This window comes from Microbacterium sp. ISL-59 (assembly GCF_018613945.1).
In the GTDB taxonomy this organism is placed as follows: domain Bacteria; phylum Actinomycetota; class Actinomycetes; order Actinomycetales; family Microbacteriaceae; genus Microbacterium; species Microbacterium oxydans_B.
Genome location: NZ_JAGGPG010000001.1, coordinates 433,144 through 456,473, shown reverse-complemented (window position 1 = coordinate 456,473; position 23,330 = coordinate 433,144). Strand labels below are relative to the sequence as shown.

The 23,330-nt window shown below is 67.6% G+C and carries 20 protein-coding genes; 11 read left to right on the top strand and 9 right to left on the bottom strand.

Features of this window, described 5'->3' with window-relative positions; translation table 11 throughout:
* Nucleotides 1-28: 28 nt before the first annotated feature.
* A complete protein-coding gene (locus tag J7E45_RS02230; protein WP_091033620.1) occupies nucleotides 29-2,173 on the top strand; it encodes a DEAD/DEAH box helicase in 2,145 nt (714 codons plus the stop codon).
* Nucleotides 2,174-2,375: 202 nt separating this feature from the next.
* The gene (locus tag J7E45_RS02225) at nucleotides 2,376-3,404 is read left to right on the top strand and encodes a 6-phosphofructokinase (RefSeq protein ID WP_091033617.1); all 1,029 of its coding nucleotides are present in this window, start codon (nucleotides 2,376-2,378) and stop codon (nucleotides 3,402-3,404) included.
* A gap of 55 nt (nucleotides 3,405-3,459) precedes the next feature.
* On the opposite strand, the gene J7E45_RS02220 is transcribed toward J7E45_RS02225, so the two are convergent.
* Nucleotides 3,460-5,559 carry a S9 family peptidase gene (locus J7E45_RS02220; RefSeq protein WP_215066798.1) on the bottom strand — a complete coding sequence of 700 codons (2,100 nt, stop codon included), beginning with the start codon at nucleotides 5,557-5,559 and terminating at the stop codon, nucleotides 3,460-3,462.
* A 156-nt stretch (nucleotides 5,560-5,715) separates the two neighbouring features.
* Here J7E45_RS02220 and J7E45_RS02215 point away from each other — a divergent pair, with 156 nt between their 5' ends.
* The 4 genes from J7E45_RS02215 (at nucleotide 5,716) to J7E45_RS02200 (ending at nucleotide 9,929) form a co-directional block, all read left to right on the top strand.
* Nucleotides 5,716-7,095, top strand: coding sequence for an inorganic phosphate transporter (locus tag J7E45_RS02215; RefSeq protein ID WP_215066796.1), 1,380 nt, complete (start codon nucleotides 5,716-5,718; stop codon nucleotides 7,093-7,095).
* The gene (locus J7E45_RS02210) at nucleotides 7,092-7,427 is read left to right on the top strand and encodes a peptidase (RefSeq protein WP_167633180.1); all 336 of its coding nucleotides are present in this window, start codon (nucleotides 7,092-7,094) and stop codon (nucleotides 7,425-7,427) included. Before J7E45_RS02215 ends, J7E45_RS02210 begins: the two co-directional genes overlap by 4 nt.
* Nucleotides 7,428-7,486: 59 nt before the next feature.
* On the top strand, nucleotides 7,487-8,407 hold the full coding sequence (locus J7E45_RS02205; RefSeq protein WP_215066794.1) for a phosphodiesterase: 921 nt from the start codon (nucleotides 7,487-7,489) through the stop codon (nucleotides 8,405-8,407).
* Between the two features lie 61 nt (nucleotides 8,408-8,468).
* Nucleotides 8,469-9,929 (top strand): aspartate ammonia-lyase, encoded by a 1,461-nt coding sequence (locus J7E45_RS02200; protein ID WP_215066792.1) that lies wholly within the window; start codon nucleotides 8,469-8,471, stop codon nucleotides 9,927-9,929.
* Between the two features lie 67 nt (nucleotides 9,930-9,996).
* Here the strand turns inward: J7E45_RS02200 and J7E45_RS02195 are convergent, their stop codons facing one another.
* Nucleotides 9,997-10,866 (bottom strand): fumarylacetoacetate hydrolase family protein, encoded by an 870-nt coding sequence (locus tag J7E45_RS02195; RefSeq protein ID WP_091033598.1) that lies wholly within the window; start codon nucleotides 10,864-10,866, stop codon nucleotides 9,997-9,999.
* 89 nt (nucleotides 10,867-10,955) lie between these two features.
* Between J7E45_RS02195 and J7E45_RS02190 the strand changes: the two genes are divergently transcribed.
* From J7E45_RS02190 to J7E45_RS02175, 4 genes are all read left to right on the top strand, one after another.
* On the top strand, nucleotides 10,956-12,185 hold the full coding sequence (locus tag J7E45_RS02190) for a PrsW family intramembrane metalloprotease (RefSeq protein ID WP_251053350.1): 1,230 nt from the start codon (nucleotides 10,956-10,958) through the stop codon (nucleotides 12,183-12,185).
* A 39-nt stretch (nucleotides 12,186-12,224) separates the two neighbouring features.
* Nucleotides 12,225-12,905: an alpha/beta hydrolase gene (locus J7E45_RS02185; RefSeq protein WP_215066790.1), complete on the top strand. Its 681-nt coding sequence runs from the start codon at nucleotides 12,225-12,227 to the stop codon at nucleotides 12,903-12,905.
* Between the two features lie 207 nt (nucleotides 12,906-13,112).
* On the top strand, nucleotides 13,113-13,481 hold the full coding sequence (locus tag J7E45_RS02180; protein ID WP_029263650.1) for an FKBP-type peptidyl-prolyl cis-trans isomerase: 369 nt from the start codon (nucleotides 13,113-13,115) through the stop codon (nucleotides 13,479-13,481).
* 181 nt (nucleotides 13,482-13,662) lie between these two features.
* On the top strand, nucleotides 13,663-14,217 hold the full coding sequence (locus tag J7E45_RS02175) for a YceI family protein (RefSeq protein WP_167633178.1): 555 nt from the start codon (nucleotides 13,663-13,665) through the stop codon (nucleotides 14,215-14,217).
* Between the two features lie 33 nt (nucleotides 14,218-14,250).
* Here the strand turns inward: J7E45_RS02175 and J7E45_RS02170 are convergent, their stop codons facing one another.
* A complete protein-coding gene (locus tag J7E45_RS02170; RefSeq protein WP_215066788.1) occupies nucleotides 14,251-15,543 on the bottom strand; it encodes an MFS transporter in 1,293 nt (430 codons plus the stop codon).
* 186 nt (nucleotides 15,544-15,729) lie between these two features.
* Here J7E45_RS02170 and rpsO point away from each other — a divergent pair, with 186 nt between their 5' ends.
* Nucleotides 15,730-15,999, top strand: a complete 270-nt coding sequence (gene rpsO / locus J7E45_RS02165; RefSeq protein ID WP_017830938.1) for a 30S ribosomal protein S15 — start codon at nucleotides 15,730-15,732, stop codon at nucleotides 15,997-15,999.
* A 73-nt stretch (nucleotides 16,000-16,072) separates the two neighbouring features.
* Here the strand turns inward: rpsO and J7E45_RS02160 are convergent, their stop codons facing one another.
* The 6 genes from J7E45_RS02160 to J7E45_RS02135 form a co-directional block, all read right to left on the bottom strand.
* Complete coding sequence (locus J7E45_RS02160) at nucleotides 16,073-17,287, bottom strand: MFS transporter (RefSeq protein ID WP_215066786.1); 1,215 nt, start codon at nucleotides 17,285-17,287, stop codon at nucleotides 16,073-16,075.
* Nucleotides 17,271-18,479, bottom strand: a complete 1,209-nt coding sequence (locus J7E45_RS02155) for an amidohydrolase (protein WP_215066784.1) — start codon at nucleotides 18,477-18,479, stop codon at nucleotides 17,271-17,273. The genes J7E45_RS02160 and J7E45_RS02155 overlap by 17 nt, the downstream gene beginning before the upstream one ends.
* Complete coding sequence (locus J7E45_RS02150; protein WP_215066782.1) at nucleotides 18,466-19,497, bottom strand: dipeptide ABC transporter ATP-binding protein; 1,032 nt, start codon at nucleotides 19,495-19,497, stop codon at nucleotides 18,466-18,468. Before J7E45_RS02150 ends, J7E45_RS02155 begins: the two co-directional genes overlap by 14 nt.
* Nucleotides 19,494-20,516: an ABC transporter ATP-binding protein gene (locus J7E45_RS02145; protein WP_167633175.1), complete on the bottom strand. Its 1,023-nt coding sequence runs from the start codon at nucleotides 20,514-20,516 to the stop codon at nucleotides 19,494-19,496. The genes J7E45_RS02150 and J7E45_RS02145 overlap by 4 nt, the downstream gene beginning before the upstream one ends.
* Nucleotides 20,516-21,514: an ABC transporter permease gene (locus J7E45_RS02140; RefSeq protein WP_091033576.1), complete on the bottom strand. Its 999-nt coding sequence runs from the start codon at nucleotides 21,512-21,514 to the stop codon at nucleotides 20,516-20,518. Before J7E45_RS02140 ends, J7E45_RS02145 begins: the two co-directional genes overlap by 1 nt.
* Nucleotides 21,515-21,583: 69 nt before the next feature.
* Nucleotides 21,584-23,308, bottom strand: a complete 1,725-nt coding sequence (locus J7E45_RS02135) for an ABC transporter substrate-binding protein (RefSeq protein WP_215066780.1) — start codon at nucleotides 23,306-23,308, stop codon at nucleotides 21,584-21,586.
* Nucleotides 23,309-23,330 lie beyond the last annotated feature (22 nt).

Below are 23,330 nucleotides of genomic sequence, written 5' to 3'. Positions count from 1 at the left end.
AGCCCGAGCCTTCACGCTCAGGAGGAGCATGCCGACCACGGCAACCGCCACCACACGGCGCAAGAAGACGTCCCGTCGCGACGATGAGGCACCCCTCATCCCGATCCTCGCGCGCAAGGTGCGCGAGATCGAGGCGAAGTCGCAGCGGGGGAAGCTCGGTCCCACCAACCGGGTGAAGTTCCAGGTGATCGCGTTCCTGGTGCGCGAGGAGCGCGCCAGAGTGAAGGCCGACGCCGAGATCGGTGATCCCGCACGCGCTGAACTGCTGAAGCGGCTCGACGGTGTGGCCACGATCCTCGCGAAGACGGCCGCGCGCGACACGTCGCTCATCCAGCTGCTCGAGGCCGACCAGGCGACGTCGCCGGTGGCGAAGCGCATGCGACGCGACTGGCTCCTCGAATCGGGAGCGGAGCTCGCTCCCGAAGAGCTGATCATCGCCGACGCCGCACCCGTTCAGATCTCCACGGTCCCCGCGGCGATCGCCGAGCGACAGGTCACACCGCCGTCGGTCGAGTCTCGGCAGCTGGCGAACCCGTTCCTGGCTCCGGACCTGACGCCGCGACCGGCTGCGACGCCGCGACGCCGTCTCGACGGCTGGGAGCTCATGGGCCCGCTGTACAAGGCGTTCGAGACCGGTGCCGGCGGATCCGCCGCGTCGATGGATCTGCCGCCCGCGCCGGAGTACGACCACCTCTCGCCCAAGGGCCTCGAGGTCATGGTGCATCAGTCGCGGTTCCTGGAGGCCGTGAAGGCCGGGCACCGCAGCTTCCTCCTGGCAGACGAGCCCGGCCTCGGCAAGACGGCGCAGTCGGTGCTCGCGGCTTCGGTGGCCGGTGCCTACCCGCTGCTCGTCGTCGTGCCCAACGTCGTGAAGATGAACTGGGCGCGTGAGGTGGAGCGGTGGACGCCGCAGCGTCGCGCCACGGTCATCCAGGGCGACGGCACGGACATCGACGCGTTCGCCGACGTGTTCATCGTGAACTACGAGATCCTCGACCGGCACATGTCGTGGCTGGCCTCGATCGGTCTGCGCGGAATGGTCGTCGACGAGGCGCACTTCATCAAGAACCTCTCGTCGCAGCGCTCCCAGAACGTGCTCTCGCTGGCTGCTCAGGTGCGCGAGCGCACGCCGGGGCACGATCCCCTGATGCTCGCCCTCACCGGCACGCCGCTGATCAACGACGTCGAGGACTTCGACGCGATCTGGCGCTTCCTGGGGTGGACCACGGGCGAGAAGCCGGGTCCCGAGCTGATGGAGAAGCTCGATGCGACGGGGTTCACCCCGGCCGACAAGGCGTTCTACCCTGAGGCACGCGACGCCGTCATCTCGATGGGTATCGTCCGGCGCAAGAAGAAGGACGTCGCCGCCGATCTGCCGGACAAGCTGATCGCCGACCTGCCGGTGCAGCTCGACGACGAGTTCGGACGCAGCATCCGTCAGGCCGAGCGCGAACTCGGCGAGCGACTCGCGGCTCGGTATCGCCGCATCATCGAGGCCCGCGGAGACCGTGGACTGGCGCCCGGCGAAATCGACGAAGACATCATTCGTCTCGTCGCCCAGAACGAGCTCGAGGAGTCGAAGGCTGCGGGCACCGGGGGAGACAACGTCTTCACGATGGTCCGCCGAATCGGACAGGCCAAGGCACAGCTCGCGGCGGACTATGCCGCGCAGCTGCAGCGGTCTGTCGGGAAGGTCGTCTTCTTCGCGAAGCACATCGACGTCATGGACCGTGCCGAGGCGCACTTCGCCGCCGTGGGCATCCGGTCGGTGTCGATCCGCGGAGACCAGACCTCGACGACTCGCCAGCAGGCGATCGACGACTTCAACAGCGACCCTTCCGTGGGGATCGCGGTCTGCTCGCTCACCGCAGCCGGAGTCGGCCTGAACCTGCAGGCGGCGTCGAACGTCGTCCTCGCCGAGCTCTCGTGGACGGCGGCCGAGCAGACTCAGGCGATCGACCGTGTGCACCGCATCGGTCAGGACGAGCCCGTCACCGCCTGGCGCATCATCGCCGCGCACACGATCGACACCAAGATCGCGGAGTTGATCGACCAGAAGCAGGGCCTCGCAGCACGCGCGCTCGACGGTGAGGCCGTCGAGGAGTCGGCCGCAGAGCCGGTGCAGCTGGCGGCGTTGATGCACCTGCTGCGTCAGGCTCTGGGCGCGGCATAGGCGCGAAGAACGCCGATTCTTAACGTCGGTTTTGCCTCTTCGGCGTCCGAGATCAGGAAGTTCCTCGATATCGGCGGATCGCGGTGTCAAGATCGACGGTTTTCGTCGGCTTCGAATGGCGCCCGGGTACGCGGGGCGCTAGTGTCGATCGAAGGCAGCGTCGCCTCTTTCCCCCATCTCCCGAACGTCTGAAGGCACCAGCATGAAGATCGGCATCCTGACGAGCGGCGGCGACTGCCCCGGCCTCAACGCGGTCATCCGCGGCATCGTGCTCAAGGGCACCACCACGTACGACCTGGAGTTCGTCGGCATCCGTGACGGATGGCGCGGGCTGGTCGACGGCGACTTCATGCCGCTCACGCGTCACGAGGTGAAGGGCCTGTCCAAGGTCGGCGGCACGATCCTCGGCACCAGCCGCACGAACCCCTACGAGGGTGAGCGCGGGGGAGCGGAGAACATCGCCAAGACCCTCTACGGGCACAAGATCGACGGCATCATCGCGATCGGCGGCGAGGGCACGCTCGCCGCTGCCGACCGTCTCGCAAAGGACGGCATCAAGGTCATCGGGGTCCCCAAGACGATCGACAACGACCTGCAGGCGACGGACTATTCGTTCGGCTTCGACACGGCGGTGAACATCGCCACGGACGCGATGGACAGGCTCCGCACCACGGGCGACTCCCACCAGCGGTGCATGGTCGCCGAGGTCATGGGGCGTCATGTCGGCTGGATCGCCCTGCACGCCGGTATGGCCGCCGGCGCGCACGTGATCTGCATCCCCGAGGTGCCGATGTCGATCGACGACGTCACCGAGCTGGTGACCAGCGCCCACGACCGCGGCCGTGCGCCCCTGGTCGTCGTCTCCGAAGGCTTCAAGCTCCTCGGCATGGACGAGGCATACAGCGACAAGGGGCTCGACGCCTTCAACCGGCCCCGGCTGGGTGGCATCGGCGATCTGATCGCTCCCGAGATCGAGCGCATAACGGGCATCGAGACGCGCGCCACGATCCTTGGCCACATCCAGCGCGGCGGTTCCCCGTCGGCGTTCGACCGGGTCCTCGCGACGCGACTGGGACTGCACGCCGCGGACGCGCTCGTCGACGGCGCCTGGGGTCAGATGGTGGCGATGCAGGGCACCGACATCGTCCGGGTCCCGTTCGCCGACGCGCTGGGCGAGCTGAACACCGTTCCGCGCTACCGCTACGACGAGGCCGCCGCACTCTTCGGTTGAGCCTTCAGCTCCACGAAGCCCGCCCGTTCGAACGGGCGGGCTTCGTCGTCGCGTCTCAGACCTCGGCGAGGCCGAGCGTGTCGAGCAGCCAGGCGAGCTCGAAGGCGCGCTCGCGCCACGAGTTGTAGCGTCCGCTCACGCCGCCGTGTCCGGCGACCATCTCGCACTTGAGGAGCACGTCGGAGGCACCGGCCTCGCGCAGGCGTGCGACCCACTTCGCCGGTTCCACGTAGAGCACGCGGGTGTCATTGAGTGATGTCACCGCGAGGATTCGCGGGTAACGGACGCCGTCTCGGACGTTCTCGTACGGAGAGTACGACTTCATGTACTCGTACACGTCGGCATCGTGGAGAGGATCGCCCCATTCGTCCCACTCGATCACGGTCAGCGGCAGGGACGGGTCGAGGATCGTCGTCAATGCGTCCACGAACGGCACCCCCGCGAGGACTCCGGCGAAGAGTTCGGGCGCGAGGTTGGCGACCGCGCCCATCAGCAGGCCGCCGGCGCTGCCGCCCTCGGCGACCAGTCGGTTCGGCGTGGTCACGCCGGTCGCGACCAGGTGCTCGCCGCAGGAGACGAAGTCCGTGAAGGTGTTGCGCTTGCTGAGCAGCTTTCCGTCTTCGTACCACTGGCGGCCCATCTCGCCGCCGCCGCGCACGTGAGCGACCGCGAAGATCACGCCGCGATCGAGCTCCGAGAGCCGCGCGACCGAGAACCCGGGGTCGATCGAATGCTCGTAGGAACCGTAGCCGTAGAGATGCACGGGGCGTGCTTCCGCGCCGGGCTCGCCGAATGAGCGCTTCCACACGAGCGAGATCGGCACCCGCACCCCGTCTGATGCCGTCGCCCATTCGCGCCTCTGGCCATACTCATCCGGGTCGTACCCGCCGAGGACGGTCACCTGCTTGCGCAGGACCAGCTCGCGGTTCGACAGGTCGAGGTCGTATACCGTTCCGGGCGTGACGAACGACGTGTATCCGAGTCGCAGGAAGGGGGAGTGCCACTCGGGGTTCCCGCTCACTCCGGCTGAGTACAGCGGCTCGTCGAAGGGGATCTCGTCGACGGCGTTCGTGGTGTAGTCGAGAAGCCCGACGCGCTCGAGCCCTTCGCTGCGGTATTCGATCGTGGCGAAGTCGCGGAACGCATCCATGCCGAGCAGACGCCTGCCCGCCTCATGGGCGACGACCCGGCGCTGCTCGCCCTGGGGCTCGGATGCCGCCACCGAGACGAGCTCGAAGTCGAGGGCGCCGTCGTTGTGCAGGATGAAGAGCCGGTCCTCGCCGTCCACCACAGCGTGATCGATCGAGTACTCCACTCCCTCTCGGCGCGGCCAGACCAGGCGCGGTGCCGCGGTGAGGTCGCCGGTCAGGTCGACGAGGTACTCCTCGCTCGTGATGCTCGAACCGACGCCGATCACGAGGTAGCGGCGGCTGCGGGTGATCCCGGCGCCGAGCCAGAACTTCTCGTCGGGTTCGTGGAACAGCTGCACATCATCCGCGACCGGCGTACCGAGACGGTGCAGCCACAGGGTGTCGGGCCGCCAGGCCTCATCCCGCGTCGTGTAGAGAACCCCAGTGCCGTCCGGGGTGAAGAACGCGCCGCCGGTGTTCGGGATCTCGTCGTCGAGGGTTTCGCCCGAGACGAGGTCGCGCACGTGCACCGTATACAGCTCATCGCCCTCGAAGTCGGTCGACCACAGCAGCTTCGTCGCGTCGTCGGAGGTGTCGAAAGCCCCGAGCGAGAAGAACTCGTGCCCCTCGGCCTCGACATTCCCGTCGAGCAGGACGACCTCGCCGGGCACCGGCACGCCGGCCTCGAGCTTCGGGGGAGTCCAGTCGTCGTGCGCTGCTGCGGCCCGGCAATGGATGCCGTACTGCGCGCCCTCTTCGGTGCGGCTGTAGTACCACCAGTCGCCGCGTCGGGTGGGCACGGACAGATCGGTCTCCTGCACGCGGCTCTTGATCTCCTCGAAGAGTCGCTCGCGCAGATCGGCGAGGTGTGCCGTTTCGGCGTCGGTGTGGGCGTTCTCCGCCTCGAGGTGCGCGATGACCTCTGCGGAGTCCTTCGCCCGCATCCACTCGTACGGGTCGTCGAAGGTGTCACCGTGGTGCGTGCGGAGCGTGGAGCGGCGGGCAGCGAGAGGAGCGTCAGTCACCGTCCCACGCTATCCCAGGTCGAGTTGACCGGCACGGGGGAGGGTGGGAGGATTTAGCGGGGCCGGTTAACGGAAGTCAAACCCACGGTGAACTCTTCGTTCGTCACGTCGATCACGTCGACATCTCCTTCTTCCTCAAACGACCGAAAGCGAACGGTGGAAACCGCAGCCCTCATCGTCGTGCTTGTCATCGCGCTGGCACTCTTCTTCGACTTCACCAACGGCTTTCACGACACGGCGAATGCCATGGCGACGCCGATCGCCACGGGTGCGCTCAAGCCCAAGACCGCCGTCCTCCTCGCCGCCGTCCTGAACCTGGTGGGGGCATTCCTGTCCACCGAGGTGTCCAAGACGATCTCCGGTGGCATCATCCGTGAAGATGCGATCATCTCCGCGGGGGCGGATCTGTTCCTGTCCCTGATCTTCGCAGGCCTGATCGGCGCCATCACGTGGAACATGCTGACCTGGCTCCTCGGCCTTCCATCGAGCTCGTCGCACGCACTGTTCGGTGGCCTCATCGGCGCCACGCTCGTGGGGGCAGGGTTGGGCGCGATCGACTTCGGGATGGTGCTCTCGAAGATCGTGCTGCCGGCGCTCATCGCCCCCGTCACCGCAGGCCTCATCGCCTTCGCAGCGACGAAGATCGCCTACTCGATCACACGACGCTACGACAGCAAGCCCGACGGTCGCGACGGTTTCCGCTGGGGGCAGATCTTCACGTCCTCCCTGGTCGCCCTCGCGCACGGCACCAACGACGCGCAGAAGACGATGGGCGTCATCACCCTCGCGCTGATCACGATCGGCTGGCAGTCCGGCGTGCACCACGAACCGCAGCTCTGGGTGATCATCGCCTGCGCCTTCACGATCGCACTTGGCACGTACCTCGGCGGCTGGCGCATCATCCGGACCCTCGGTAGGGGACTCACCGATGTGAAGCCCGCACAGGGCTTCGCGGCGGAGAGCTCGACGGCAGCGACCATCCTGGCCTCCAGCGCCCTCGGCTTCGCCCTCTCGACCACGCAGGTGGCGTCGGGCTCTGTGATCGGCTCCGGCCTCGGTCGCAGGGGCTCCACGGTCCGCTGGCGGACGGCGGGTCGGATCGGCGTCGGCTGGCTGCTGACCCTCCCCGCAGCGGGAGCCGTCGGCGCTCTCGCCGCCCTTCTCGTCGTGTGGCTCGGAAACTGGGGAGTGGTGATCGACGCGGTCATCGCGGTGCTGATCATCCTCGGACTGTTCATGCGCTCGCGCCGCGACGCGGTCACGTCCGCGAATGCGATGAGCGACGTCGCCGAGTCGGGCATGGCCATCGAGCTTCCGGACATGCCGCCGCCGACGCGTCGTCAGCAGCGCATCCAGCAGGCCAAGGCCGAGGCGAAGGCCCGTGCCGAAGCCCGTGAGCAGGTGAAAGCTCAGGCGAAGAAGGATGCGCAGGCCAAGGCGAAGAAGAAGGCTCAGGCAAAGGCGAACGTCAAGGGCGCCAAGTCTGCCTCGTCGTCGAAGGACTCGGACGCGAATCGGAATGGGGACTCGGAATGAACGTCGTCATCGACTGGATCGCGTTCCTCCAGGTGTTCCTCGCCGCGCTCATCGGCGCGACAGCCATCGTCACCTTCTACGCCCTCGGTCTCCGTCTGCTGGTGCGCAGCGGTCGCGCCCCGGTGGTGAGCCCCGCCGAGTTCACGGATGCGATCACGGTGATCACGGAGAAGGAGCTCAAGCGCGCGGAGAAGCAGGCGGCGAAGGCGGCGCGCAAGAGCCCGCTCACCGAGGGGCAGAAGACCCTGGCGCTCTTCGGCGCGTACGGGTGCTTCGCGTTGTGCGCCGCCGCTGTGGTCGCCGGCATCCTGCTCCTCGTCATCGGGCACTGACCCGAGCGCGGCGTCTGCAGGTCGAACGCCGGCGCGGGGTCGCGGCCTAGGCTGTTGGCATGTTTGCAGGAACCGGAAACGTGTATGCCTTCGGCCGCCATGAGCCCGCGAGCCATGTGCTGATCCACATCAGTGATCCGCATTTCCTCGCCGAGGGAGCCCGGCTCGGCGGTCGGTACGACGTCGAGGCGAACTTCGCCCGAACGCTCGATGCGATCAAGGCCGTGCACCCGCATCCGTCGGCGATCGTCGTCACCGGCGACCTCGCCGATCTGGGTGAGCCCGATGCTTATCGTCGACTGAGGAACGCCGTCGAGCCGGTGGCGGACGAGCTGGACGCTCCGATCATCTGGGTCGCGGGCAACCACGACGAACGCCCGGCCCTGCGGGCAGGACTGCTCGACGCGGAGCCGACCGAAGACCCGGTGACGGGCATCTGGGACCTCGACGGGCTTCGCCTCATCGCTCTCGACACCAGCGTCCCCGGCTGGCATCACGGCGACGTCGATCAGGGGCAGCTGTCCTGGCTCGCCGATGCGCTCGCGGACCCTGCCCCTCACGGCACCCTGCTCGCGATGCATCATCCACCGCTCCCGAGTCATCTGCCGCTCTTCGACATCCTGGAGCTGCGGCATCAGGACGAGCTCGCAGAGGTCATCCGCGGGACCGACGTCCGCGGCGTCCTCGCCGGGCATCTGCACTACTCGTCGCAGGGCACGTTCGCCGGCGTCCCGGTGAGCGTCGCGTCAGCCACGTGCTACACGATGAACGTGGCGCGTCCGTCGGCCGAGGTGAACGGCATGGACGCAGCCCAGGCTTTCCAGCTCGTGCACGTGTATCCGCAGACGATCACGCACACGGTGGTGCCGGTGACCCAGGCCACGACCGGGGACTACTTCTCCGCGGAGTGGCTCGAGCGGATGGCGGCGCTCACGCCGGAGGAGCGACTCGAGGCGTTCTCCCGCAAGCCCGCCCGGTGAGCGGCGTAGACTGAGGGCATCCCCCACCTTTCTCACCCGCCACGACCCACGAGGATGTGACATGGCTTCTGCCGCGCCTACCCCGACCCGCACCGAGACCGATTCGCTCGGGAGCATGGAGATTCCCGTCGACGCGTACTGGGGGATCCACACCGCCCGCGCCGACGCGAACTTCCCGATCACGAAACGACCCATCTCGGTCTATCCGGACCTCGTGGTCGGCCTGGCGATGGTCAAGCAGGCGAGTGCGCGGGCGAACCGCGAGATCGGCGTGCTGGATCACGAGCGCGCCGACCTGATCGACCGTGCCGCGCAGCGCGTGATCGACGGCGAGTTCCACGAGCAGTTCACGGTGGGCGTCATCCAGGGCGGTGCCGGTACCTCGACGAACATGAACGCGAACGAGGTCATCACCAACATCGCGCTCGAGCTGGCCGGCCGCGAGAAGGGCGATTACACCTTCCTGTCGCCGATCGACCACACCAACCGCAGCCAGTCCACCAATGACGTGTATCCGACCGCAGTGAAGATCGGTCTGTCGCTGACGCTGCGCTCGCTGCTCGAGGAACTCGACCTGCTGCGGCTGTCGTTCCTCGGCAAGTCCCGCGAGTTCCACGACGTGCTGAAGGTCGGGCGCACCCAGTTGCAGGACGCCGTGCCGATGACCCTCGGGCAGGAGTTCAACGGCTTCGCCACGACCCTCGGCTACGACCACACGCGGCTCACCGAGAACGCGTCGCTCATGTTCGAGATCAACATGGGAGCCACCGCGATCGGCACCGGCATCACCACGCACCCCGGTTACGCACCCGCGGTGCTCAAGCACCTGCGGGAGATCACGCAGCTCGACCTGCGCACGGCCGGCGACCTCGTCGAGGCCACCAGCGACACCGGCTCGTTCATGTCGTTCTCCTCGACGCTCAAGCGCAATGCGATGAAGCTGTCGAAGATCTGCAACGACCTCCGTCTGCTCTCGTCCGGCCCGCAGGCGGGCTTCGGCGAGATCAACCTCCCGGCGATGCAGGCGGGATCCAGCATCATGCCCGGCAAGGTGAACCCGGTCATCCCCGAGGTCGTGAACCAGGTCGCGTTCGCCGTCGCGGGCGCCGATATGACGGTGACGATGGCCGCCGAGGCGGGCCAGCTCCAGCTGAACGCGTTCGAGCCGGTCATCGCGCACTCGATCTTCCAGTCGATCACGTGGATGCGCCAGGCGATGTGGACCCTGCGCGTCAACTGCGTCGACGGCATCACCGCCAACCGCGATCGTCTCGGCGCGATGGTCGGTGCATCGGTCGGCGTCATCACCGCACTGACTCCGTTCATCGGCTACGCGGCCGCTGCGGCGCTCGCGAAGACCGCTCTCCTGACGAACCGGAGCGTCGCGGACCTGGTCGTCGAAGCCGGTCTGATGTCGCGCGACGAGGTCGTCAAGCAGCTCTCGCCGGCGCGTCTCTCCGGGCTCGAGACGATCACCGCGGCGATCCCGGTGATCTCGCCGGAGGACCGCGTCGAGGTCTGACCCCCTGCGAACGTGAGAGGGGGATGGATGCCGCGGCATCCATCCCCCTCTTCGTGCGTCCGGCTTCTCAGTCGCTGATGCGGCAGTGCGTTGTGAGCTCGCCGATGCCGTCGATGCCGACGGTCACGGTGGAGTGGTCGCGCAGGAAGATCTGCGGATCCCGCGAGTACCCGGCGCCACCGGGGCTTCCCGTCGAGATGAGAGTGCCGGGCAGCAGCGTGAGGGACTGGGAGAGGTGAGCGATCAGTTTCGCGACGGAGCGCACCATCTGGTCCGTGCTGGCGTCCTGCACCGTGTGGCCGTCCACGACCGCCCAGATGTGCAGATCCTGCGGGTCGGAGATCTCATCCGCCGTCACCGCGAACGGTCCGGTCGGGGTGAACCCGTCGAACGACTTGCAGCGCGACCATTGCGCCTCGGAGAACTGGATGTTCCTGGCGGTGATGTCGTTCACCACGGTGTAGCCCCAGACATGCGACAGCGCATCCGCCTCGCTGACATCCTTGGCGGGGTTTCCGATGAGGACCCCGAGCTCGGCCTCGTAGTCGACGGCCTCGCTGAGAGACCGCGGCCAGGAAGTGGTCTGTTCGTGCCCGGTGAGCGAGTTCGGCCACAGCGTGAACACGGTCGGTGCGGCATCGGTCTTCAAGCCCAGCTCGCTGGAATGCGCCGCATAGTTGAGGCCCACTGCCAGCACGGCCGGGGGAGCGATCACGGCGGAGGAGAACGCCCAGTCGCCGAGCGGATGGCGGACGGCGTCGCCCTCGGCCAGCGCGGCACGCAGGCGCTCGAGCAGGGGGTCCCCTCCCTCGATCAGCTGCTGCAGCGTGGCAGGGGCGTCGTTCAGGAGATCAGAGACGAGGATGGCGTCCGAGTCCTGCACCACGGCCAGAACCGTGCGCGGGGAGTCAGGACGGCGCAGGTGAGCGAACCGCATGGTTCTACGCTACCGGCTGGCGGGCGACGAGCGGGTGGAGGAGTCCGCCATACCCGAGGCACCTCTCTTGTTCCCCATAAGCTTTGGCTATGAGTTTCGGAGGACCCCCGCCGCCGCAGCAGCCCTCGCCGTACATGCCGCCGCCCCCGCGGCAGCCGGCCTATGCCTCGCGTCTGGCTCAGCCGACACCGTACACACCTCCCGCGCCGGTCGCGCCGTCGCCGGCCGAATCGCTGCCTGCGCTGCCGGTGCCGACGCGCAAGGGGCGCACGATCTCCCTCTGGCTCTTCGGTTTCCTGGGCTTCCTGCTGCTCGCTCTGGTCGGCTACTTCGGGTGGGCGCTCGGTGTGTTCGCCTCCGTCGTCGGCCTGGTGCTCGCGCTCATCCCGCTGACCGTCGTGTTCCTCGGGGTCCGGATGATCGACCGCTGGGAGCCGGAGCCGAAGCGCCTCGTGTTCTTCGCGATCGCCTGGGGCGCGCTGGCGGCCGCAGGGCTCACTCTGCTCGTCGACGTGGGCCTGAAGATCCTGATCGGCCCCACCTCCGATGCCTTCACCGCGGTCGTGCAGGCGCCGATCGTCGAGGAGTTCTGGAAGGGCCTCGGGATCTTCCTCATCTTCCTGCTCGCCCGTCGTGCTTTCGACGGTCCGGTGGACGGTGTCGTGTACGGAGCGCTCGTGGGGGCGGGGTTCGCCTTCACCGAGAACATCCAGTACTTCGCGCTCAGCCTGATCGAGGGCGGCGGCGAGCAGCTCACCGTCACCTTCGCCGTGCGCGCGATCCTCTCTCCCTTCGCGCACGCCATGTTCACGGCGGTCACCGGCTTCGCGATCGGCCTGGTCGCGCGGCGACACGGATCCGCGAGTTCCGCGATCGGTGCCGGCCTGCTGGGCATGCTCGGAGCGGTTCTCCTGCACGCACTCTGGAACGGGTCCGCGACCTTCGCCGACTTCTTCGGGCTGTACTTCACCCTGCAGGTGCCGCTCTTCGTCGGCTTCATCCTCGGCATCGTCGCCCTCCGCCGTGAGGAGGCGCGTCTCACTCGCGCGCGCCTCGCCGAGTATGCGAACGCCGGATGGTTCACGCCCGAAGAGGTCACGATGCTCGCGACATCAAGTGGACGCAAGGCCGGTCTCACCTGGGCGCGAACTCTTCGCGGCGACCGGCGTCCGATCATGCGCGAGTTCATCAAGGATGCGACCGCGTTGGCCGCTGTCCGTCAGCGCGCGATCACGGGACGCGATCCGCTGGCCGTCGAGGACGAACGCGCGCTGCTGATCCGCACCCGTGCCGCCAGAGCCGCATTGTTGGCGTATTGAGCACGACATCGGGATACTCGTCCTGAGGAGGCGGTCGCGATGAGCACGTTCGTCCTGATCCACGGCGGGGGAGATGTCGGGTGGTCCTGGCATCTGGTCGCCGCGGAACTCGTGGCGCGCGGGCACGAGGTCTTCGCGCCCGATCTCCCCGCCGACGACGACTCCCTCACTCTCGAGGACTACGCGGACGCCGTGGTGGCAGAAGTGGGGCCGCGACGCGATGTCGTCGTGCTCGGCCACTCGTTCGGGGCCTTCACGGCGCCCCTGGTCGCCGAGCGACTGGCGGCCGACCTCCTGGTGCTGGCCGCCGGGATGATCCCGGCGCCCGGTGAGCCGCCGGAGCGGTGGTGGGCCGAGTCGGGCTATGTCGCCGCCGCCGAAGCGCAGGCGGCGATCGATGGCGGGCTGACGGGCAATGAGGACCCGTACGTGAGCTTTTACAACGATGTGCCGCGAGAGCTGGCCGACGAAGCACTGCGGCAGGAGCGCGCACATCCGTCCCCGGCGGCCATGGAGGCGCCGTGGCCTCTGGAGGAGTGGCCGGATGTGCCGACACGATTCATCGTGTTCGCGGACGATCGGTTCTTCCCGCCGAGGTTTCTCCGCTACCTCGCCCGAGAGCGGCTCGGGGTCGTCGCGGACGAGATCCCCGGCGGGCACTGCGCGATGCTGAGCAGGCCGGTCGAACTCGCGGAGCTGCTCGTCGGCTACCTGGATTGATCCCCGGAGCCCCTGTCGTGGCAAGACTCAGCGCCCGGTGCTGCGGCGATGCCTGCGAGTCTCCCGGGCGCTGAGTTGGTCTGTAATCAGGGTGCACCCGACCATGGAGGGTGTCAAGAGGCTGTTGCCGGTGCGTCTATCGAAGTGTTCGCTGTGAGCAGGTGCGATCGCGTTGACCCCTTCCGCGGGCTCGGGTTTGATGGAGGCATGACTGATCGCACAAAGCCTGAGTTCGATGCCCCCAGTGCCCCTGCTCCCGCGGAGCTCGTCATCCGCGACATCATCGAGGGTGACGGCGCCGAGGCGAAGCCCGGCGACACCGTGACCGTGCACTACGCCGGCGTCGAGTTCGACTCCGGCGAGGAGTTCGACTCGTCCTGGGGTCGCGGCGAGACCATCCAGTTCCCGCTGCGCGGCCTGATCCAGGGCTGGCAGGACGGCATCCCCGGGATGAAGGTCGGCGGACGCCGTGAACTGATCATCCCGCCGCACCTGGCCTACGGCCCGGTCGGCGGCGGCCACTTCCTCTCCGGAAAGACGCTGATCTTCATCATCGATCTCGTCGCTGTCGGCTGAGTCCGGACTGCACGCAGAGACGCCCTTCCTCCTCGGAGGAGGGGCGTCTCTGCTGTATATCGGAAGAACTTCCGCATTCAGGGGAATATATGCGAATGAATGTAAGTTGTCACAGAGGTCGCGGTGAACGCGGCCCCTGTCCGAAGCCGCATCAGCGGCCGATGTCTCCGGAGGAGAAACCATGACCAGCATCGACATTCCCGGCTACCGTCCCGGCACCTGGGTGCTCGACCCCTCGCACAGCGAGGTGACGTTCAGCGTCCGCCACATGATGATCTCCAAGGTGCGCGGCACCTTCGGCGTCAAGAACGCGACTCTGGTCGCGCCCGAGAACCCGCTCGAGGCCAAGGTCGAAGCCTCTGTCGACGTCACCTCGGTCGACACGAACGATGAGGGTCGCGACGCCCACCTGCGCTCCGCCGACTTCTTCGACACCGAGAACTTCCCGACGATGGAGTTCGTCTCCACCGGCGCGCGTGTCAAGGGCGACGAGCTGTTCGTCGACGGAGACCTCACCATCCGCGGCATCACCAAGCCGGTGAGTTTCGAGCTCGACTTCGGCGGCTTCGGCACCGACCCGTACGGCAACTACAAGGCGGGCGCTTCCGCCAAGGCCGTGATCAACCGCGAGGACTTCGGCCTCACCTGGAACGCTGCACTCGAGACCGGTGGCGTGCTCGTGGGCAAGGACATCACGATCAACCTCGACCTGCAGGGCGCGCTGCAGCAGGACTGACGCCGTCACGCAGTTCCTCGAACCCCGGGTCCGTCAGGGCTCGGGGTTCTCTGCGTCGTAGTCGTGGAATCGGCGGTTGCGGCGCGAGAGCATCGCGACGAGGGCGATCACCAGGACACCGCCGAGCAGGGGCGGGAACCACAGGGTGGTCAGCGTGGCGAGTGTGCCGGCGTACAGGGCTCCGACGCGCGGGCCGCCGGCGACGACCACCACGAAGAGGCCCTGCAGTCGTCCGCGCATCGCGTCCGGAACCGCCGCCTGCATCATCGTGTTGCGATAGATCGAGCTGACGTTGTCCGAGGCGCCCGACAACGCCAGCGCGACGCAGGCGGCGACGATCAGTCCGATGTGCGGAGCCGTCTCGCTGGCCGGCGATGAGAAGGCGCCGACGAGCAGTACGACGCCGAACAACAGGATCGATGCGCCGTACGCCTCGACCGCGCGCGCGATGCCGCGCCCGTGCCAGCGGTACTGCACGACGCGCCCCGAGAACAGGCTCGACGTGAACGTTCCGACGGCGACGGCCGCCGTGAGGATGCCGGTCGTCACGGCGCCGCCGCCCAAGAGGATGGTTCCGAGGGCCGGAAAGAGGACGAGGGGCTGCCCGAACGTCATCGCGATGATGTCGATGATGTACTGCATCCGGATGTTGCCCGCCCTGCGCAGGAAGCGCCAGCCGTCGACGAGTGACTCCAGGCCGGGACGGACGATCTCGCCCTCCGGTCGCAGGGTCGGAAGCGTCCACAGCCCGAGGAACATCGACAGCATCAGCACGACATCGATCGTGTAGGTCCAGCCGTAGCCGGTGAGAGCCACGAGCAGACCGGCCAGCGCGGGGCCCGCCATCACCGTGAGCCCGAAGGCGACGCCGTTGAGCGCGGATGCCGCGGCCAGCTGCTCACGAGGGATGAGACGCGGCACGATGGCGGTACGGGTGGCCATGCCCACGGAGTTCGCGGCGGAGTTGACGATGCTCAGCGCATAGAGCCACCAGATGGTCTCGGTGCCCGTCCAGGTGAGGGCGGCGAGCATGGCAGTGGATGCGAACGTGATAGTGGCCGCGATCAGAGCCACGCGACGTCGGTCGAATGCGTCCGCGAGCATCCCGCCGTACAGGCCGGCGAGGATCATCGGGATGAGTCCCGCGACCGCGATCATGGACACGGCGAATGTGCTCTCGGTGAGCACGAACACGTGCAGCATCACGGTGACGATCGTCAGCTGACCGCCGATGCCGGAGAGCGTCGATCCGATCCACATCCGTGCGAAGGCGGGACTGGTCTTCAGTGGAGTGAGGTCGATCAGGAGACCGCGTCGGCCGCTCACTCGTCGATCTTCTTCTGCACCGTTCGAGCCTAGTTGACCCCGGTCGAGCGCCCCTCTCGGCGTTGTCACGCGGGGGAGTCCTCGGCTGGTAGACTCTTCAGGTTGCCGTTTGATCGGCCGCGGATAAAGAGAGCCCACGTATCAGGCGTCGGGCGCCGCGCAACAAGCAGAGAGGGGATCGAATCTATGGCACTGGAAGCAGACGTCAAGAAGGCGATCATCGAAGAGTACGCGACGCACCCCGGTGACACCGGATCCCCCGAGGTGCAGGTCGCAATGCTGACGCAGCGCATCAAGGACCTCACCGAGCACCTCAAGGAGCACAAGCACGACCACCACTCGCGTCGTGGGCTGTTCCTGCTCGTGGGTCAGCGCCGTCGTCTGCTCGGCTACCTTCAGGACATCGACATCGCGCGCTACCGCTCGCTGATCGAGCGTCTCGGACTCCGCCGCTAAGGCACTGCGAACCTGCGTACAATCGCGCAGAACATTCTTGAGAAGGCCGCCCCACGGTGTGGGGCGGCCTTCGTCATGTTCGGGGGAGTGCGGGCACCTCGGCCGGCACCTGCAGATCGACCGGGCGGCAGCGGATCACGAACCCCACGACGACGGCGAGCGCCGCGGCACACACGATCATGAACACGAGGCTTGCCGTCCAGCCGGCGGTGAGGTCGTGCAGGACCCCGACGAGCAGGCTCCCTGCTCCGGCGAAGGCGTAGCCGACGCCCTGCGCGACAGCGGACAGCAAGCCCGCCGAGGCCTCGTTGGCGGCGAGCATCACGATGAGCGCGAGCGAGAGTCCGAACGTCGCGCTCTGCACGGCACCGAGCACGACGGTGATCGCGATGTACGACTCGTCGCCGGAGGCGAGCCAGATGAACGCCGCCAGCATCACGATGCCCAGGCCCGGACCGAACAGGCGCAGAACGCGGCGGCGTCGAGCGAGGATCGGCGCGATGAGCGTCGGCACGAGGCCCGCGATGCTGGTCAGTGCGAGCAGCCAGCCCGCGGTCTGCGCGTCCACGCCGCGATCACCGAGGATGCGGGGCAGCCACGAGGCCACCGCGAAGAACAGCATCGCCTGGAGGCCGAACATCGCCGTGATCAGGGCGACCGTCGATCGGGCCGACCGGGGCAGCGTCATCCGCGATGAGGAGGGTGAGGGAGCGTCGGTCCGCATGGCGACAGCGACCATGGCACCGGCGGCGATCAGCGCGGGGACGGCCCAGAGGCCGAGGGCCACGGCGGGTCCGCCGGTCGCTCTGCTCAGCGGCACCGTGAGGCCGGCTCCGAGCGCGGCACCCGCGCTGAAAGACATGCTGCTCAGCCCGATCCAGAGCCCGCCGGCCCGCAGCGACTTCAGGTACTGGGGAAGCAGCGTCCCCGCGGCCATGATCGACACCCCGGCGAGGAACGTTCCCGGGAGCATGCCGCCCGGGACGACGACCCTCAGCGTGAGCGCACCTGCGAGCGCGACCATGGCCCAGATCAGTGCTCTGGTCACACCGATGCGACGGGCCAGCAGCGGCCCGATCGGGGCGCTGACACCGAAGGCGATCACCGGCAGCGTCGCCAGCAGGTTCAACTGCACGGGAGCGAGGTCGAACGCCGCCCTGGTCGGCTCGAGCAGGGCGGCGACCGAAGTGATCGCCGGGCGGAGGTTGAGTCCGATCAGCAGGGCTGCGCCGAGCCCGACCGCCCGATCGCGGAACTGGCTGCCTCGTCGCTCAGAGCGCGAGGACACGAAGGCCATCGGCGACCACGCGGCCGTCGTGGATCACGAGTCGGTCGGTTCCCCGGTCCATCACCGCGCTGGTGGGCGTCTCGCCGTCGACGAGGAGCAGGTCGGCTCGGTCTCCCTCGGCCAGGCCGGGTCGATCGTCGATCCCGTTCAGGCGCGGCGAGGCGAGGGACATGATGCTGGCCCCGCCCATCGTCGCGACCGCGAGCGCCATCTCGATGTGGTCGTCGCGACGGAAACCGTTGGTGAAGGCCAACTGCCAGGTGCGGTCGAGCATGTCGGTGTTGCCATAGGGGCTCCAGTAGTCGCGCTGGCCGTCCTGACCGAGTCCGATCCGCACGCCCGCTTCGACGAGCTGCACCAGGGACAGGTGATTGCTGGTCGAGGGGGCGACGGTCGCCATCGAGATGTCGAGCTCAGCGAACTCCTCGATCAGGCGGCGGCTGGTGGCCTCGTTCACGGAGCCGAGCTCATAGGCGTGCGACATCGTCACCTTGCCCTGCATGCCGAGCGCGCGTGTGCGCTCCATCACGAGCTCGGTGCTGAACACACCGAGCGCTCCGGGCTCGTGCAGGTGGATGTCGACCTCGACCTGGTACTTCTCGGCGAGACCGAACACGATGTCCAGGTGCTTCGCGGGGTCGCGGTCGAGCTGCGACGGGTCGATTCCGCCGATCACGTCTGCGCCCTGCTTGAGAGACTCCTCCAGATACTCGACCGTGCCCTCTTCGCGGAGGATGCCCGCCTGGGGGAAGGTCATGACCTGGACGTCGGCGTGGGTGGCGAACTTCTCCTTCGCCGCGATCACCGCGTCGAACTTCTCGAGCTTGCAGTCGACGTCGACCTGCGCGTAAGAGCGCACGCGGGTCGTGCCCCGGGCGATCATGCGCTCGAGGGTGCCGGCCACCCGCGTGGGAAGGTCGACCTCGGCGTTGCGCCAGTTCTCGCGGTCGTTCATCATCATGCCCCAGACGCCGGGAGCGCCGGTGTGCTCGCGGAACGGCAGTCCGATCCGTGTCGAATCCAGGTGCACGTGTACATCGCTGAAGGAGGGCAGCAGAAGCCGCCCGCGTCCGTCGACGTCGTCGCCGGACGCCGGCGCCGCCTCGTGGGGGAGGATCCGGGTGATGCGCCCGTCCTCGATCAGGACATCAGAGGCGGAGCCGCCCCAGGGGCGCACGTCACGAATCAGCATGGACTTTCCTTTCTTCGGGGGAGCCGAGCCGTGACGCGAGGTCGGCGGCTTCAGCGAGATGATGGCACGCGGCGTCGCCGGTGGGAACCTGCTCCACGCACTGCCGGCGCCGGTCCTCGTCGAGGAGGGGCAGCACCGGGCATCGCGTGCGGAACACGCAGCCACTGGGCGGATTCGACGGGTGGGGGAGATCTCCGACGAGACGGATACGTCGGCTGCGGTCGGCGGTGGGATCGGGACTGGGAACGGAGGACAACAGCGACTGCGTGTACGGGTGCTGCGGAGCTCCGAAGACCGCGTCCCTGGTGCCGTGCTCCATGATGCGTCCGAGGTACATCACGGCGACCTCGTCGGCGAAGTGCTTCACGACGGACAGATCGTGCGCGATGAACACGTAGGAGATGCCGGTGTCGGCCTGGATGTCCTGCAGCAGGTTGATGACCTGCGCCTGCACCGAGACGTCGAGAGCGGAGACCGGCTCATCGCAGACCAGGACGTCGGGCTCCAACGCCAGTGCCCTGGCGATGCCGACGCGCTGCTTCTGTCCGCCCGAGAACTCGTGGGGGAAACGGTTGTAGTGCTCCGGCCGCAGCCCCACCCTGTCCATGAGAGCCGCGACGCGGTTCTTCATGCCCTCCTGGGGGGAGATGCCCTGGGCCTGGAGGGGAGCCGCGATCGCGGCGCCCACGCTCTGCCGCGGGTTCAGCGACGACGAAGGGTTCTGGAAAACCATCTGCACACGGCGCCGGAACTGCTGCAGGTCGGCTCCGCGGAGTTGCGACACGTCGGCACCGTCCAGCAGGATCCGCCCCGACGTCGGCGTGAGCAGACGCATCAGCAGTCGTCCGGTGGTGGACTTGCCGCAGCCGGATTCACCGACCAGCCCCAGTGTCGATCCGCGTTCGAGTGTGAAGGAGACGCCGTCCACGGCCTTCACCTGCGAGGAACCGCGCAGGAATCCCTTGCTGACGCTGAAATGCTTGGCGAGGTTCTCGACACTCAGCAGCGGTTCGCTCATCGGGCCACCTCCTGCAGGTCGAGCGCGGATGTCTGGATGTCGGCTTCCGCGAGGTGACAGCGTGCGCGGTGGTCCGAGCCGACGAGGGTGAGGGCGGGGCGCTCGGTGCGGCATCTGTCGTCGGGGACCAGGGCTGCCACGGGGCAGCGATCGGCGAAGAGGCAGCCCTGCGGGAGATCGAGCAGCGACGGCGGGAAGCCGGGGATGGGCGTGAGCCGCCCTGCTTCGTCGACCATCGAGGGCATCGATGCGAGCAGGCCCTGGGCATAGGGGTGCGCGGTGCGGAAGAACAGGTCGTGCACGTCGGCCTCTTCCACGCACTGGCCGCCGTACATGACGACGACCCGCTTGCAGACCTCGGCGACGACGCCCAGATCGTGCGTGACGAAGATCACGGCGGAGCCGGTCTCCGCCTGGAGCGATCCGATCAGATCGAGGATCTGCGCCTGCACGGTGACATCGAGCGCCGTGGTCGGCTCGTCGGCGATGAGCAGCTCCGGTTCGCAGATGAGCGCCATCGCGATCATCGCCCGCTGCCGCATACCGCCGGAGAACTCGTGCGGATAGGAGTCGTACCGCGCGACCGGGTCGGGGATGCCGACGCGGTTCAGCATCTCGATCGCCTGGGCCTTCGCGGCTTTCGCGCTCACCCTGTTGTGTACGCGATACGCCTCGGCGATCTGCCGACCCACCGTGTAGAAGGGGTGCATGGCCGAGAGCGGATCCTGGAAGATCATCCCGATCTTCCGTCCGCGGTAGGGGCGCATCTCGCTCTCGCTGAGCGGCACCAGATCGGTGCCGTCGAAGAGCACCTGTCCGGTGACTTTGGCGCTGGTCCCCTTGAGGAGCCCCATCAGGGTCTGACTGGTCACCGTCTTTCCGGAGCCGGATTCGCCGACGATGCCGACGGTCTCTCCGCGCTGCACGGTCAGGTCCATGCCGTTGACGGCATTGACCAGACCGTCGTCGGTGGGGAAGGTCACCCGCAGGTCGCGGATGTCGAGGATCGGCGTGGTCATCAGTTGACTCTCACTCTCGGGTCGACGCTCGCGTACACGAGGTCGACGATGACGTTCGCGGTGATGATGAAGAAGGCGGCGAGCATCGTGATCGCCATGGTGACCGGCAGGTCTCCCGAGGTGGCTGCCCGCACCGCGGTGAACCCGAGGCCGGGCACCGAGAAGATCTGCTCGGTCAGCACGGCACCGCCGAGCAGGGCACCGATGTCCAGGCCCAGCATCGTGATGATCGGAGTGATGCCGGCACGGACTCCGTGTCTCGTGATCCGTCCGGGGCTCAAACCCTTCGCCCGCGCGGTGCGCATGTAGTCCTCGCCGAAGGTCTCGATCATGTTGTTCCGCGTGATGCGGATGTACTGCGCGCTGAACAGGATGGCCAGCGCCACCCAGGGGAGCAGGTAGTTCGTGAACCATGCCCCGGGTCCGGCGGGGCCGAACGGGGAGGAGATCTGATTGCTCGTGAACGGCAGCCAGTGCAGTGCGCTCACGAACACGAGCAGGAGCAGCAGCCCGGTGACGGGGACGGGGAGCGAGACGCCGACGGATGCGGCTCCGACGATGATCTTGTCCGTCGCCCTGCCCTTGCGGAGGGCTGCGAGCAGTCCGAGGCCGACGCCGACCACGGTCCACAGCACGACAGCGCCGACGGCGATGGAGAGCGTATAGGGGAGTGCCCTGACGATGACGTCGGTGACGTTCTCGTTGGTCTGGAACGACTTGCCCAGGCAGGGCCAGGCGCAGACCTGCTCGGCGCCCGGCGCTCCGATGAGTCGCTCGCCGAAGAATCCACTGATGTAGGTGAAGTACTGCACCAGGAACGGCTTGTCCATGCCGAGGGCGACGCGTGCCTGGTCGATGCGTTCAGGGGTGCACTCCTGGCCGCAGGCGGCTGCCGCAGGGTCTGCGGGGCCGATCTGGAACAGGGCGAACGTCACGAAGCTCACGACGAGCAGGAGGATGACCAGCGCGGTCACGCGGCGGACGATGAATCCGAACATTGCTGTCCCGTACGGGGCCGACCGAACGAGCGGTCGGCCCCGTCCTTTCCGAAGGTGTGGTGTCGGCCGTTACTGCTCGACGCCGATGGTGGACAGATCGATGCTTCCGAAGAAGTACCCCACCTGGGCGTTGTGGATCTTCGAGCCCACGACGCTGTTGGTGAAGGTGCGGATGAGCGGCACGAGCGGGTACGACTCCATGGCCTCGTTGTAGAGCTCCGCCCAGCGCGTGTTCAGCTCTTCGGAGGTGCCGTTGGTGTTGCGCAGCTCGTACATGTCACCGGAGAGCTTCTCGTCGTAGAAGCGCGAGATGTTGCTGAAGCCGTACGTCGTTCCGTCCAGGCTCGGGCCGATGTTGGGGTCGACCGTTGTCCGGGTGGAGCCGGAAGCTGCACCGCCACACCAGCCGGCGCGGGCGAGGTCGGGCATCTCGTCGCTGGCGAGCACCGTGTAGTAGTTCGCGGCAGGGATCGGCACGAGCTGCAGGTCGATGCCGAGCTCGGTGAAGTTCTGCTGGAGCACGGTGCCGAGGTTCTTGTACCGGTCGATCGCGTTCGAGTAGCCGTACGTGAGCGAGGCGGGGACATCCTTGCCCTCGAGCAGCTTCTTGGCGGCCTCGAGCTGCGGGGCGCCGTCGATGTCGAGGTCGGTGGTCTCGGCGACGTAGCCGACCTGCGAGTCGTTCAGGTACGAGTTGGTGAGCTTGCCGAAGCGCGCACCGCCGTACTGCACCTGGATAGCCGCACGGTCCATCGCCAGGGCGAGCGCGTGACGCACGTCGGGGTCGGTGATGGTCTCGGTGTTGAAGTTCAGCACATCGGTGCAGCCGAGCAGTCCGGAGGCGGTGCGGTCGGCGACGGACGACTCGGTCAGGCGTGACGTGTCCGATGCCTGGAGGGCGCCGTTCGAGTCGAGTGTGATCGCGGTCGGGTCGGCATCCGAGATCAGCTGTTGGCTGATGGTCGCCTGCGCGGTCGAGAGCGAGAACGTGAACGTGTCCGGCAGGGCGGTGCGGTTCTCGTCGGTCGCGGGATCCCAGGAGGGGTTGCGCACGAGCTTCAGCTCCCGGCCGCGGTCGTAGCTCTCGATCATGTACGGGCCCGAGGAGATCGGGTGGTTCGTGTAGTCGAGCTTCGTGTCCTTCGCCTGCGGCACCGGCGCCGTGTTCGAGCGCGACACGAGGGCGGCGAAGTCGGGGTTCGGCTGCTTCAGATGGAAGATCACCGTGGTGTCGTCGGGGGTCTCGACGGCCGTCAGATCGCCGCCGCCCGAGTAGGGGCCCTTGTAGTCGTCGGCGTCGAGAGCGGAGTTCAACTCCTGCGGCGCCTGCGTGAAGACGTCGCGCGCGAACGTGCGGGCGATGCCGTACTTCACGTCGGCGGCGGTGATGGGCGTGCCGTCCTCGTACTTCAGACCGTCTTTGAGGGTGTACGTCCAGGTGAGGCCGTCTTCCGAGGCGGTGCCGGTGTCGGTTGCGAGGTCGCCGACGATCGTGGGCGGCTCTCCGGCCGTCTCCTTCGCCATCGTCAACGTGCGGTAGTAGAGCTGGCCGACGTTCGCGGTCTGCACGTAGTTGCTGTTGCCCGGGTCGAGGGTCATGAAGTCGCTCGACATCAGGACGTTGACGTTGCCGCCGGCCTCGTCGAAGCCCGGCTGCACGATGTGCGCGGCATACGGGTCCTTCGAGCCGGTGGGGGCGGATTGCCCGTTCTGTGCGGTGACGCTGGTGCAACCGGTGACGACCAGGGCGATGGCCACGGTCGCAGCGGCGAGCAGGGGACTGCGGTGTCTCATGACGCGTTCTCTTTCGGTGGGG